Below are 13,740 nucleotides of genomic sequence, written 5' to 3'. Positions count from 1 at the left end.
TCAGCTCAGCGGTTCCGGCGGGGCCGTCAGGGTCTGGATCATTGATGGTCGGAGTGTGAAATGCAGGTTTCCCTCGTTGGGGCACTGATTTGCATGGGACTGCTGGCCCTCGTCGTTTATATGCGCTGGTCGCTGATCACTGCACTGATTGCCTCGCTGGCTTTTGGTGCGACGGCAATCGGGACAATAACCTCGCTTGGCGGTTCATCGCCGCTTATCTTTACCGTCTTTGATATGCTCGTGATAGTAGCCGCGCTGGCTCGACGGGGAATCTGGAGAGAAATAGGCGCGGTCTTCGTTCGTATAGGTGCCGCATGGATCGTCTGCGCGCTGATGATCTATGTCTGCATCGGAGCGCTGTTATTTCCGAGGCTCTTTGCAGGGCAGACAAGCGCCTTCGTCGCTTCCCGCACCGGCAGGGGCGTCTACGAAGCGGCCTTGGCGCCGGTATCGGCCAATATCTCTCAGGCGGGATACTTTATTCTGGGAGGGCTGACGTTCCTGGCGGCCTGTCTGCTGCTTCGGCGCAGCGGCACGTTAGCGGATATCAGGCGGGGCTTCTTCCTGTGGTTCAGCTTGCACGTGCTGATGGGCGCCCTGGATTTGCTGGGCAAGGTGCTCGGTGCCGGCGACGTCCTTGCCCCGATCCGTACGGCCAACTACGCCATGCTGACGCAGGTCACGGAAGCTGGGTTCTGGCGGATCGCGGGGGCGTTTTCAGAGGCATCGTCGTTCGGTGGGGCATCGCTGGCAGGGCTGGCGTTCACCTACACCTATTGGCGCAAGACCGGATCCAAATTCGCATTGGGGTTAGGAGCGGCCCTGTTTGTTCTCCTGCTGCTGTCGACATCGTCGACCGCCTACGTTGGTCTTGCAATCGTAAGCGTGCCCGTTGTCTTTTCCATCGTGAAGTCGCTCGCTTCAGGTCGGCTGAGGTTGGGGGAGGCACTGCTTATCGCGTTGCTACCGCCCTTGCTCCTCTCCGCGATGGCCGCCAGTCTGTTCTATCCACATTTCTTCGATCCGGTCTTGCAGCTTGTCGACAACACGGTAATCAACAAAGTCACATCAGCCTCCGGCCAAGAGCGCAGCTACTGGAACTACAAAAGCCTGCAGTCTTTCTTCGATACAGGTGGACTGGGGGTCGGGTTGGGAAGCTCGCGCGCCTCGAGTTGGCCGATCGCGGTGCTTTCCCAGTTGGGGCTGTTCGGCACCGCGATGATGACAGTTCTGTTGGCAATGCTGGTGCGGGGGGTGCGGGGTGGCCGCGGTCGCATCGATCCCGAGGTCGACGCGATCGCGTCGAGTGTCCGCGCTTGCGCCTTATCGGCGCTCGTGGCTGGATCCCTGGCAAGCGGCGGCGCCGACCCGGGTATCGTTTTCTTGATTCCTCTCGCCGTCGTTCTTGTCAGCCGGTTCTTGCCTGTTGAAGACGACAGTGTTGCTGAGGCGCCTGTAAGGACGCTCCGGCATTCGCGCGATTCCAGCGAACAGGTGATTAAATCGCAGGTCGGCACTGTTCCCGGCCGCGCCTAAAGCGATCTAGGCTCGTCGACCGTGAACTATCCGCAAGCCATTGATCTGGCATGTTGATTGAGGCGGATAGCGGCTTTGGAATTGCAGGATTGGCGGTTTATGAGCGCTGTTTTCCTACAATTCGGTTTTGCGATTCCCTTGTGCTGCGGAGCGTGATTCACTCGGTTCGGCGGCGGCGAATCGAGGGGACGGCGAATGTCCAAGCCACGCGAGAAGCGCGAGACGGGAGAGCAGGATCTGTTCCGCTCCAGGTTCGATCAGATCATCAACATGAAGCACGAGCTGGTGCGGCTGGCGCAGGCGATCGACTGGCCGGTGCTGGAGGAGCGTTTCGGCGCCGTCTATTCGGACGGCCCCGGATGCCGCCGCTGCCGACCCGGCTGATGGCGGGGCTGGCGATCCTCAAGCACACCTTCAACCTGTCGGATGAGGTGCTGTGCGAGCGCTGGGTGGAGAACCCTTACTTCCAGTATCTCACCGGCGAGACGTTCTTTTGCCATACGCTGCCGTTTGACCGCTCTTCGATGACGCGCTGGCGCAGCCGTATGGGCGAGGAGCGGATCGTGGCGCTTTTGCAGGAAAGCCTCAGCCTTGCGGTCAAGACCGGGGCGATGAAGCCGGCCGACACGCGCCAGGTCATCGTCGACACGACCGTGCAGCCGAAGAACGTCATGTTCCCGACCGACGCCAAGCTCATCCACCGGGCGCGCGAACGGCTGGTGCGGCTGGCCAAGAGGAAGGGGCTCCATTTGCGCCAGAGCTATGTGCGGGTCGGCAAGCTGGCGCTGATCAGCCATCAGCGCTATGCCCACGCCAAGCAGTTCAAGCGGGCGAACAAGGCGCTGCGCAGGCTCAAGACCTATCTCGGCCGGACCATCCGCGACATCTCTCGCCAGATCGCCGGCGATGCGGGGCTGGACGCGCTCTTCAAATGGCCGCTCTACTAGGCGGCCACCGTTCTCGAGCAACGCCAGCGCCAGCGCGGCCGCAAGATCTACAGCCTGCACGCACACGAGGTAGAATGCATCGGCAAGGGCAAGGCGCATAGCCCTACGAGTTCGGGGTGAAGGTGTCGGTGGCCACCACGCTGTAGCGTTCCAAGGGTGGCCAGTTCGCCCTCCATGCAAAAGCACTGCCCGGCAATCCCTATGACGGCCACACGCTGGCAAGCGTCATCCCCGACATGGAAAAGACCATCGGCAACGAGATCGACCGCATCCTCGCCGACGCCGGCTATCGCGGCCACAACGCACCGCAGAGCCACAAGTTCAGGGTCTTCACCGCCGGCCAGAAGCGCCGCGTCACCCCAGCCATCAAGCGCCAGATGCGGCGGCGGTCGGCGGTCGAGCCCGTCATCGGCCACATCAAGAGCGAACACAGAATGGGCCGCAACTACCTCGCCGGCCAGCAGGGCGACGCCCTCAACGCCATCCTGGCCGCCGCCGGCTACAACTTCTCCCTCCTGCTCAGGTACCTGAAGGATTTTTTGTCGCTCTTGATCGCCCTGCTTCAACTTCGGTCGAAGTCGGTCGCCGCTTAGCGCCCGGATTGTTCACGGTCGACAGACTCAGAGCTTCCGGAAGTATCCATGAGCTCCGAAACCCATAGTGCTATCGAATCCACCATACAAAAGCGCAACCTTTTCGGGTTTATCGCTAAGGAACTCGTCGCAGGCCTTCTTTACCCCCGGATAGAGATCGACTGAGTCGAACAATCCAGGATCACTGTAGTCGTCTATCAGACATGCAGCACCCTTTGATAGGCGAGGATACACATACTCCAAGCTGACCTTGACCGAGTCGTATAGGTCACCATCCAGATGCGCAAATGCAATTTTGTCCGGCAACTGTGTGGGAAGCGTATCTTCGAACCATCCCTGGTGAAGAATAGGCTGCCGAAGATTCAAACGCTTGAAGTTTGCCATGAGCGCATCCTTCGTAGTGGCCATGTCGCCCTTGTGAGCGTTGGCGTGCCCGTCTTCGGCACTGGCGTTCGGGAGACCTTCGAAGCTGTCATACAAGTGAAGGTTCCTGCTTGGATCGTAGTGCTGAAGTATGCGTTGGAATACCACGGCTGACTTACCTTCGTGGCATCCCAATTCACAGAAGTCTCCCGGTACGTTGTAGAAAAGCGCTGCGCCTGCCAAGTGATACATGTCCATTCTCTGTTCAACACTGGTCATCCAGCCCGTGCGAACAGGTGGTGCGAGGACGAGATTTATTCCAAGTTTTCGGAGAACCTTGTTGGCAAAGCGAACCGTCTGAGACTTGGATGGCTTCTGTTGAATCCATTCATCGAACGTGTTGGTCAAGAAGACGTTCGGTAGGTCAGTTGCTTGCATAGCGAAGTCTCTTTTCCTCTCATAGAGCGCGATGGCGATAGAGCTATATAGTGCGTGTATTGGTCAAGGAAGTTACCTGATCTACATCAAGCAGTCGCGCGTTTCTATCTAATCCTTCTAGCAAGACCCGCCGGGAGGCTACGGAACGCCTACAGTATCGCCGGCGGTTTCTGCCTTGAGTTCTATTCCCGGCGCCTCGTGCCGCTCGGTCGATGTCAGGTCCAGCGCGCCCGTTTCATCCTCAGCCAGTGGTATTTCAACCTTGATCGTGTCTCCGGGCTCGACGGCACTCGTTTCGCTAGCTTGGATTTGCACTGTCGCACCATCCGCCGACGGCCGGAAAATCGTGTAGATCGGCGCAGCCAGCTCCGCATCAGTTCGGCGGGCAAGAAGGCTCGGGGCAGAAACCGCGGACTCGTACAATAGCCGCCTTGCCGTCTCTGTCTTGCTTTCGAGAGCATCGAGCTCAGCTTGCGTTTGACGCAGGTCGATCGTTACCTCATTTTTGCGCCCATCCTGGAGCTCGAGAATTGATATGTCAGTTTTGCTGATTTCCTGACGCCCACGCAGCAGACTGGTTTCCGCCGACAACCTCTCGCTCTGCGCCTGGGCAAGGGCCCGCTCTAGAGAAAACTCGCGCGGGGCCGCCGCAAGGCCTTTGACGACAAGCGCCGAAACCGCTGTCAACTCTTTCTGGATTGAGCCGATTTGCTTGTCGAGGAAAACGAGTTGCGCTTCCAGCGAGGCAAGTTCCTTCTGGAGGAACTCGCGCAGTCCATGAAGCGCCCTGACCTGAGTGTCCAATCCCTCGCTGCGCGCCTGGAAGATCAGGCGCTCCTGCTTCAAGAGCATCGCAAAGACGTCGTCTTGAATGCGGGAGGTCAATTGGGCCGGAAACTGAATGTCGCTGGCATGCGAGAGTTCCGCCTCGAGTCGTGCCTTGCGAGCGATGAGACTGGCCTCGTTCAGTCTGAGCAGGCTCACATCCCCTTCGCCCTGGATCACTTCGCGCTCGAACCTGGCGTCCCTGTCCTCTCGAGTCCGCAACCCGCCCGCGATGCTCAATGCCTGCAACACGGTCAGCCCAGGCCGGTATGCGAATTCTCCCGACTGCGTCACCTTGCCGACAACATAGAACGGTCGGAACTGGACGATTTCCACCGCCGTATTCGGTTTTCGGGCAAGGCCGGTACTTTTCATGAGACTGTCGCCGATCGAGTTTGCGATCTCACCGGTGGTGAGTCCGGCGGCCTTGATTTCGCCGACCAGCGGTAGCGAAACGGAGCCATTGGGACCGACCGTGTACTCGTCGTTGAGAGCATCCCAGCCAAAAATCTTGTCGCGTGACGCACGCCATTCGTAGACCTTGACGCGGAGCTTGTCCTGCGGACCGAGCACATACTCTTTGTCGTTTGCAGCCGAGGCACCCAACATGCCGGCCAGGGATATCCCCGCATACACCACGACGTGGAGAATGCGCCAACCTTTGCGCTGATCCGACAACTGGCCCAGGCGCCGAACTCGATGATTTGAGCGAGCGTCGCTGTCGACTGAAAAGGGCAGTTCCTGGAGCATCTCTTACCTCTGCACTAGATCTTCAGAATATACTCGGGCTCCACCCGGCCCCTTGCCACATGTGAAAGGGCCAGGAGATTGCCGCGCAGACGCCCTCGCCGGTCGACGTAGGATTCCGGCCAGAGGCTGCGCATGAGATTGGCGAGCAGATTTTTGCCCATCAATCTAAGTGCGAAAGTCGATGGGACGGTGCCTTTGCGGACGAGGTAGATCGGATTCGCCACTTGGGAATAGCCGAAACGGATGCCGTTTACGCGACCGCTCTTGATGCCGAGGTGAACCCCGCGGATCGACGGCAAACGGACGACCCGCCCTCTGGCTCTCAACTGGCTGGTGAAATCAACGTCTTCCTGCCAGCCATAGAGCGCAAGCCGTTCGTCGAAGCGCAGGCCGTTGATGAATGCGGCCCTGATCGACATGTTGCATCCATAGGCGCTGAGTTGATCCACCCCACGCGATTCAGTCGCAGGGCCGGCCTCGCGAAGCGCCTGGATGCCCTCGTCCCATGTGAGCCCTGCGGTTGTCGCGCCGTCCTTAAGCACGTGTCCCGTCATCACTGCCCAGTCGGGCTGCTGCTTGAACGCCTTCGATACGCCTTCGAGGTAGTCGTCCGCCGGAATGAAATCGTCGTCGAAAAAGGTGATTATGTCGAAACGGTCGCCTGCGACGTCGAGGGCGATGTTGCGCTGCGCCGGCAAGCCGGTCCTTCCGACGACGCGCGATACGGGAAACCGGCAAACCGTGTTACCGGGAATATGGCTGGCGTCGGGGGCCGACAGTATCACGGCGTCAGGGAGCAGGGTCTGTCGCTCAAGCTGTGCGAGAAGCCGAGCCACTTGTTCCTTGCGACCAAACGTTGCGACGATCACCACCACTTTCATCGACGATCAACTCTCCTCGCGAGCAATGGATTACAGATACGGCGTGCGACCACTGCTTGCGAAGTGAGCGCGCTGTGATCCTAATCCGCCGGCCGCGCCGATACAGCCTGCGCATAAGGTTAGCGTTGAGGCCTGCTTAGGCCCATCGAAGTAGTAGACGTACCTCGTTGGAGTACATCCGGCCTCGGGAGGGTGCGGCGCTTAACCCGATAGGCAACTTGTTTGGACGGGACGGACGGCACACAGTCGCTGAGCATCCGGGCAACAAGAATTCCGGAAAAAGTGCCAACATTCCGTGAGGGGCAAAGCATGCGCCATGTGCGACAGCCGAAAGCAACCACTATGGTGGGCCGTGATGCCAAACATTTGCGATCCATCAGCAAGACGCCATTTGCCGCGATAGACCGCAACGCCCGCATCGCCGTCGTGCACGATTGGTGCCCCAACTTTCGGGGAGGGGAGCAGGTCCTTGCTCGTATCTGCAAGACTTTTCCAAGAGCCGAGGTCTTCACCCTCTTTGATTTTCTCCCGAAGGAAATCAAGGAAGAGTATTTTCCAGGCGTAATTTTCCACGTTTCCGGCATGAATCGACTTCCGTTCGTGGAAAAGTACTACAGGTCACTTTTCTTTCTCTGTCCGTTTATGATCGAACAATTTGATGTCACGGGTTATGACGCGGTAATTTCCTCTTCGGCCGCATTCTCTCGAGGCGTTCTGACTCGCCCAGACCAACTACACCTGTGCTATGTGCACAGTCCGGTGCGGTATGCGTGGGACGAACAATTCTCCTATTTGCAGCAAGCAGGCCTGGGATTTGGACCAAAAGGTCTAGCCTTTCGTTACATGCTTCACAGGCTGCGGACCTGGGACACCCGAACGGCACATGGTCCTGACCTGATGCTGGCAAACTCGAATTATGTCCGCTCTCGAATCGAACGGATTTACGGCCGCGACGCGCGGGTAGTCCATCCGCCGGTCGCCATCGAGGATCTTAAATTCGTGGTCAACAAGGATGACTACTACGTCACGGCCGCGTTCCACGCCCCGTATAAGCGTACGGATCTGATAATCGAGGCGTTCAGCAAAACGCCGTCGCGTCGCCTGGTTGTTGTAGGCGACGAAGTACAATCCAAGCATCTGCGATCGCTTGCCGGCTCCAACATAGTCTTCACCGGTTATCTGCCGCGGCATGAATACATCGAAAAAATCGCCAATGCTCGTGCGATGGTGTTCGCTGGATGCGAGGATTTCGGGATAACGCTTGCCGAGGCCCAAGCGTGTGGTACTCCATTGATCGCCTTCGGCCGCGGAGGTGCGCGCGACATTGTCCGGCCGCTTGGCGAGAGCGCCCATCCGACAGGTGTGCTCTTCGACCGTCAGGCCGTCGATTCCGTAGCTGGGGCCATTGATCTATTCGAGAAAAATGCACTGTCCATTACGCCGCACGCCTGTCGCATGAACGCGACCCGGTTCTCCGAGGAAAGATTCGACCTGGCGATTCTCGACGCCCTTGGCCTGGCCCAGTCTGTCCAACTCGCTCGCGCAACCGAGTACAATGAACTCTTCGGAGCCGAGAGCTCGACGCGCGATATAACCGGTTCACTTGTCGAGCCAATTTTACAATGAACTCATTTGACCTTCACATGGCAAGTAACAGCAAAACGCTTCGATCGGCCGTGTGCCCGTGCTGCTCGGCGCCAGTCAGCCGGTCGATCTACCGGGTCGAAGCCATCCCGGTGCATAGTTGCGTCCTGCTTAACTCGGCCCAAGAAGCCCATGCCTTTCCTCGTCGCGACCTTGACCTCGCATTCTGCGAAGCATGCGGGTTCATATTCAACAAGGCCTTTGACGAGACGATCATGGGGTACTCCACCAACTTCGAGGAATCCCAGCATTTTTCCAGCACCTTCAACAATTTCGCGAAGGGACTTGCACGCGAGATTGCACAAAAATGTGCGATAGCCGGCAAGCACGTGTTAGAGATCGGCTGCGGCAAGGGTGAATTTCTCCGCGAACTTTGCATGACGGCCGGCGCCACCGGGCTCGGCATCGATCCAGCTTATCGAGCCGACAAAGGCCGTAATGACGAGTACGGCGACGTCAAGATCATCGTCGATTTTTTCGGACCGGACTACCAGCATCTCCAGGCGGATACGGTCCTCTGTCGCCACACGCTCGAACACGTAAGCTCGGTGTCGAGTTTCGTGCGGCTGATCCGCAAGATGATCGGCAAGAGGACCCAGGATTGGGCGGTCTTCGAGACGCCGGATGCAAAACGTGTGCTCGTGGAGAGCGCGTTCTGGGACATTTACTACGAGCATTGCTCCTATTTCAGTCCTGGCGCGCACGCACGCCTGTTTCGCCAGGAAGGTTTCGACGTTACCGATCTGGAGCTCGTCTACGACAACCAGTACATCGTTCAGTACGCCCGGCCGTCAGCCGGCCGGACGACGCCGAGACTACCGCTCGAGCACGATCTGGAAGTGATGCACCGTTTGGCGGAAACCTTTCCCGCCCGCGTGCGAGCCGCTCAGACTTGCTGGCAGGAGCGCATTCGCGCCGCGCACGCCGCCGGCCGGCGGGTCGTCCTGTGGGGCGGCGGCTCCAAGGCAGTGTCGTTCCTGACGACCTTGCAGCTTGGAGACGAAGTCTGGGCAGCAGTCGACATCAACCCCTACAAGCAAGGCAAGTTTACGCCCGGAACCGGGCACCCGGTCATCGCGCCGAGCGACTTGTTGGACGCTCCCCCTGATCTCGTCATCGTCATGAACCCGATATACCTGAATGAAGTGACGCAATCCTTGATTGCGCTGGACCTTCGAGCGGAAGTCGTCGCGGTCTGATTGCGCTCTCTCGTCAAAGAAGAACCCGAAATGGAACGTCCTAAGTCGCCGCAAGTGTCCCTTGGTATGCCGGTCTACAACGGCGAGAATTTCGTCGCCGAAGCGATCCGGTCGATCCTCGAGCAGGACTTCGGTGATTTCGAACTCGTCATCACCGACAACGCTTCGACGGATAGAACAGCCGATATATGTCTGGAATTCGCGAGGCTGGACAAGCGCGTCCGTTATGTCCGAAACGCGCGCAATTTGGGCGCCGGTGCCAATTTCAATCGAGCTTTCCAGCTGAGCACAGGCGAATATTTCAAATGGTGCGCGCACGATGACCTCTTGAGCGGTGGTTTCTTGACAGACTGCGTGCGTGCGCTTGACGCGAATGCCCGCCACGTTATTGCCTACCCGCGCCTGCTGGGAATCGACGAGACAGGGCAGCTCACTTCCTATGTCGAAAGGGTGCTGCCGGACATGGAAGGACCGTGGCCCGCATCCCGCTTCCGGTTGATGGTTGCTGCGCACGGTTGGGATGCTGCGATGTTCGGCCTTTGGCGTCGGGAATCCTTAGCCAAGACGACATTGCACGAGCCCTACTACGGCTCCGATTGTGCGCTTCTGGCCGAGATGGCTCTTCTCGGGACGTTTGTTCATGCGCCCAACGCGATACTGTACAGCCGTGACCATCCGACGCGCTCGGTGCGGTTGCCAAGCTCCGAGCGATTGGCTTGGCAAAATCCTGGTGACTCCGCGGCGAATGCCTTTGAATTGTCGAGGCGGCTAAAACACCTCGTCGCAATTGCCTATCGGCACAGGCGCACAGCACCGTTGGGCATGACACTGCTTCATCTGGTTGCGTGGATATCGGATCCGCTGCTTATCGCAAGATTGTTCCTGGAACTTGTAGGCGCCATATCTCCGCAGCTTCGTACCAAGCTCCGCGGCGCCGGCCTGGGAGCGCTGAAACGCATTCATGCCGTGTCAAACCGATCGCCTGGCTAGAAACGAGTGATCTGGTGCGACGCCCGTCGGGAGGCTTTGTATGAACCTTCGCCAAGTCACGCCCGCGGCCTCAACAGTGTCAGCCTTCCGAAAATTGCCGGAGGGCTCGGGCAAGAGAAATCTGGTGATCGTCCGGGCGGGGCGTAGCTCTTTGCATGCCGGCTGGACTGAGGGGGCGGGCGACGCCGACTTCGATCTTCTCGTCGCCGCCTACGAGGCTGGCGTCTCCCATGGACAGGACGAGTTCAGCGTATTTCTCCCGGGGCGCAAGATCGCCGGCTATCATGCCTTGTTTCAATGCTACCCTGAAATTGTGACGCGATATGATCTCATTGCACTGATCGACGATGACATCGAGACGACGAAGCTGGACTTGAATCGTCTGTTCGCCATAGGCCGCCGCTATAAACTTGATCTGTTTCAGCCAGCACTGTCTTGGGACAGCTATTTCTCCTACGCAGCGACGCTTGTCATCGGCAAGCGATATTTATTGCGATATACCAACACGGTCGAGATGATGTGCCCGGTGTTCAGCGCCAGGTGCCTGCAAACGGCATTGAAATTGTTCGGGCTCGGCTACGAGACGGGAATAGACCTTCTTTGGACCCGCCTGACTGACATGCCTTGGTTGCGGTACGCCATCGTTGACGATGTCGTTGTGAGACACACGCGGCCCGTCGGGACAACAAAGTCGCTTCAAGGTTTCGCCGCCGACGAGCGTTATGACGTGCAGGTTGATGCTGTGCTGAAGAGGTTCGGCGCTGCGTTTCGCGGGTTCGTAACCTATGCAGCGGTGGACCGGCGCGGGCAGCTCATCCGGTCTCGCTTTCTGATCGGCCTTAACTCGCTGTCCCTTTGGCGGGCGCTGCCCAAGACGCCACTTAGATGGCCGCAGTTTATGCGCCGCTCGACCGACTATACGCGACACTGCTGGCTGAGGCCGGTCAACCTGCAACGGATCGACGTCGAAGGAGTGGTTAAGTCAGGCCGTCAGCCGCAAAGTCTGGGTCGCCGGCTCAGGCAACGATGATATCGGGCGCGAGACCAAGCTTGTGTGCCGCCTGGGCAACTTCGTCTCGATAGAGCGGTCATCACGATGATTGACCGCACGGGTCGGCCGCGCAGGCTCTCCGGCGCAACCACAGCTGTGCCTGTGCCTGGAGCAAAGCGCTCTTGCTTGTGCGGGTTGACGTCGACCAGAGCGCTTATCCGCGCGCCCTCGGGAACGACGTTGACGAAAGTGATACCGTTTGATCCCGCACCCCAGGCAAGGTAATGGGTAATCGCGCCACCAGGCGACTTTGTCGCGATAGTTTGGTCGAAGCGGCGGACCAACGTATCAATCCTTCCAGTCTTGAAAGACCAGCGGTCATCCCGGTTTCGGGAGGCTTGCTTCGATGAAGAGGTACTGGTCACGGTCGCGTCCCCACAGGTGGTGTAGCTCGGCCCGCCGCTCGCGAGCGCGCCCTCGATAGCGCTGTTGCGATCGAGCGGCTTTGCGGTGGTCATCGACAGAACTTGCGCGCGCTCGAGGAGAAGACTCCGGATTCCGATCTCTTGCGCGAGATGATTGGCTTTGCCGCCGAGAGGTTGGGGGCGCCACCGGCGCCGGCTGGAAGGGCTCCTATTTCCCCGGGTTCTTCTACAGGTCGCGCCCGACACCAAACTAGCCGCGAAGCCTGAGGAACAAGTCTCGCGCATTGAACAGGTCAGAGCGCACCAGCACGAAGAGAGCCGTACAATAGACAGCGGCTCCAAGGACAATTGCGCTAATAAGAAGCGTCTCCTGTGAGGCGTGCTCAGGCGCGCTGCTTAGCCACGCGCTGACGGCGCCGAACATCAGGAGGGCGGCGAGAGCCAGTCGTGGGAAGATCTCAAGGGGTCTCAGCACGTCGATACGCGCAATGCGCTGAGCGTAGAAGAGGAAGATTGGTAGGAGGACCAGGCCGCAGGCTACGAGCGCCACCATTGTCATCTCGAGGCTGATCTGCGCAGTGACGGACAACAGCATCGTTGCGACAACAGAGTAGGCTATATTCAACTTCAGGATCAACCTGGAGTGACCCATTGCAAGGATCGTAAACGCGCAGAGGCTGTCAATCGTGCGTTGCAGGCCCAGCAGCATGAGAATCTGGACAGCGACGACCCCGCTGGCCCATTGCGGGCCGAAGATAAAGGGAACCGCGATCGGTGCGATCGCGGCAAATCCGATGAATGCAGGAAACCCCGCTATCCCGGCGATGCGGACGGTCGTGTTGAAGAAGCGGTCGATCTTTTCGGGTTGATCTTGAATCCGTGCCACGGTGGGCATAGTGACAGCCATCAGCGGACTGAGGAATACTTGCACCAGAAGGTCGAGCGGACGACGGGCGAGAGCATAGACTCCAACCGCGTGGGGGCCGAAGAACGTACCGAGTAGGACCTTTGGAATTTCCTCATTCAAAAAACTCCAAAAAGTCTGGACGATAAGCGGGCCACCAAATCCTAATAGGTCACGAACCTTTGCATAGGAGAAGGTCAGACGGGGTCGCCAAGAACTGCCAACGAGCAGGACAGCGGTTTCCACAGTCGCTTTTGCAAGGTGCATCCAAATCATGCTCCATACGCCGAAACCGCCTATTGCCAAGACGATGCCGAGTGTGCCGCCGACGACGGTGCCGGCAAGCGTACGCAACGCGAACAAGCGGAACTCGAGTTGGCGCTTCAACACAGCCGCAGGTACCGACGAGAGGGCCTGGATTACGACGACCACGCTGCTCCAGCGGATGAGATCTTCGAGAATGGGCTGTCCGAACGATGCAGCAATCAAACCGGCAGACATCCAGATGAGCCCGCTAATCACCGCGCCGCTCGCGGCGAGAAGCCAGAAGGCCGAGTCAAAGTGTAAGGACTCAATTTTAGGATGCTGAATGAGTGCCTCCGGTATTCCGGTCGTGACCGGAACAGCAAGAATGACGGGTACAACCATGGAGAGGGCGGCGAGGCCGAATGCTTCAGGTCCGAGGTGCCTGGCCAATACGACAAAAACGGCAAACATGGCTGCTTGCCGCCCCCATGTTTCGACTGCTGTCCAAGCTGCGCCGGTGACAATCTTCGCGCCGATCGATGTCATCGCATGTCTCTTTGCCCGTTGGAGGACGGAACTGCGACTTTCGATCGCGCAGTCAAGGCTTTCCGTCGTCGTCTCACAGCTGCGCCGCTAGCGATCTGGCCTGGTCTACGTGAATAAAAAGGAGAGCCGTCGATCTCTCTCCGGCTACCGTTTATCGAGCTGGAATCTCGCGAACGCAGAGTTGTCGCGGGACACAGATGGCGTTTCGCATGCTTGCTCGTCATTCTATTGCACCACCCCACAAGCACGCATGGCTGAGGATGCTGTGGTTGGCGAGGAAGGATGGCTGCTTCCAGTTCTTATTGGTCATAGGCAGCTCCTCTGGAAATCCTCTTTGTAGCGCAATCAAATTAGGCGGTGTTAAGGCTGATATCCTGATGTTATCGCTGCGGGCGCGTCGCCGGGATTCGAATTCGTTCGAGTGCATCTTGCCAAACCTTACGCCGGAGCGTGGGAACGTAA

General features: G+C 58.6%; 10 protein-coding genes and 1 pseudogene. 6 read left to right on the top strand and 5 right to left on the bottom strand.

What is annotated here, in order from left to right:
- The first annotated feature begins 60 nt into the window (after positions 1 to 60).
- On the top strand, positions 61 to 1,536 hold the full coding sequence (locus AC0L2M_RS00835; protein ID WP_287050093.1) for a hypothetical protein: 1,476 nt from the start codon (positions 61 to 63) through the stop codon (positions 1,534 to 1,536).
- A 195-nt stretch (positions 1,537 to 1,731) separates the two neighbouring features.
- Positions 1,732 to 3,076: pseudogene (locus AC0L2M_RS00830) on the top strand (IS5 family transposase).
- 27 nt (positions 3,077 to 3,103) lie between these two features.
- On the opposite strand, the gene AC0L2M_RS00825 reads toward AC0L2M_RS00830, so the two are convergent.
- The 3 genes from AC0L2M_RS00825 to AC0L2M_RS00815 form a co-directional block, all read right to left on the bottom strand.
- Positions 3,104 to 3,877 carry a TylF/MycF/NovP-related O-methyltransferase gene (locus tag AC0L2M_RS00825; protein WP_287050095.1) on the bottom strand — a complete coding sequence of 258 codons (774 nt, stop codon included), beginning with the start codon at positions 3,875 to 3,877 and terminating at the stop codon, positions 3,104 to 3,106.
- 138 nt (positions 3,878 to 4,015) lie between these two features.
- Positions 4,016 to 5,311 carry a polysaccharide biosynthesis/export family protein gene (locus tag AC0L2M_RS00820; protein ID WP_287061611.1) on the bottom strand — a complete coding sequence of 432 codons (1,296 nt, stop codon included), beginning with the start codon at positions 5,309 to 5,311 and terminating at the stop codon, positions 4,016 to 4,018.
- 155 nt (positions 5,312 to 5,466) lie between these two features.
- A complete protein-coding gene (locus AC0L2M_RS00815) occupies positions 5,467 to 6,333 on the bottom strand; it encodes a glycosyltransferase family 2 protein (protein ID WP_128245259.1) in 867 nt (288 codons plus the stop codon).
- A 342-nt stretch (positions 6,334 to 6,675) separates the two neighbouring features.
- On the opposite strand from AC0L2M_RS00815, the gene AC0L2M_RS00810 reads away from it, so the two are divergent.
- Genes AC0L2M_RS00810 through AC0L2M_RS00795 form a run of 4 tightly spaced genes read left to right on the top strand, consistent with a single transcriptional unit; the run spans position 6,676 to position 11,196 of the window.
- The gene (locus AC0L2M_RS00810; RefSeq protein WP_419697011.1) at positions 6,676 to 7,959 is read left to right on the top strand and encodes a glycosyltransferase; all 1,284 of its coding nucleotides are present in this window, start codon (positions 6,676 to 6,678) and stop codon (positions 7,957 to 7,959) included.
- The gene (locus tag AC0L2M_RS00805) at positions 7,956 to 9,176 is read left to right on the top strand and encodes a class I SAM-dependent methyltransferase (protein ID WP_473533776.1); all 1,221 of its coding nucleotides are present in this window, start codon (positions 7,956 to 7,958) and stop codon (positions 9,174 to 9,176) included. The genes AC0L2M_RS00810 and AC0L2M_RS00805 overlap by 4 nt, the downstream gene beginning before the upstream one ends.
- Before the next feature lie 30 nt (positions 9,177 to 9,206).
- Positions 9,207 to 10,166 carry a glycosyltransferase family 2 protein gene (locus AC0L2M_RS00800; protein ID WP_473533775.1) on the top strand — a complete coding sequence of 320 codons (960 nt, stop codon included), beginning with the start codon at positions 9,207 to 9,209 and terminating at the stop codon, positions 10,164 to 10,166.
- A 40-nt stretch (positions 10,167 to 10,206) separates the two neighbouring features.
- Entirely contained in the window at positions 10,207 to 11,196 is a 990-nt protein-coding gene (locus AC0L2M_RS00795) for a hypothetical protein (protein ID WP_473533774.1), read from the top strand.
- Here the strand turns inward: AC0L2M_RS00795 and AC0L2M_RS00790 are convergent.
- Positions 11,157 to 11,675 carry a hypothetical protein gene (locus tag AC0L2M_RS00790; protein WP_473533773.1) on the bottom strand — a complete coding sequence of 173 codons (519 nt, stop codon included), beginning with the start codon at positions 11,673 to 11,675 and terminating at the stop codon, positions 11,157 to 11,159. The genes AC0L2M_RS00795 and AC0L2M_RS00790 overlap by 40 nt on opposite strands.
- Before the next feature lie 157 nt (positions 11,676 to 11,832).
- Positions 11,833 to 13,278, bottom strand: a complete 1,446-nt coding sequence (locus tag AC0L2M_RS00785; RefSeq protein ID WP_473533772.1) for a lipopolysaccharide biosynthesis protein — start codon at positions 13,276 to 13,278, stop codon at positions 11,833 to 11,835.
- Positions 13,279 to 13,740 lie beyond the last annotated feature (462 nt).

This window comes from Mesorhizobium sp. WSM4806 (genome assembly GCF_055811635.1).
Note: the sequence above shows the minus strand (reverse complement) of the source record. Positions and strands in the feature narration are given on the sequence as shown.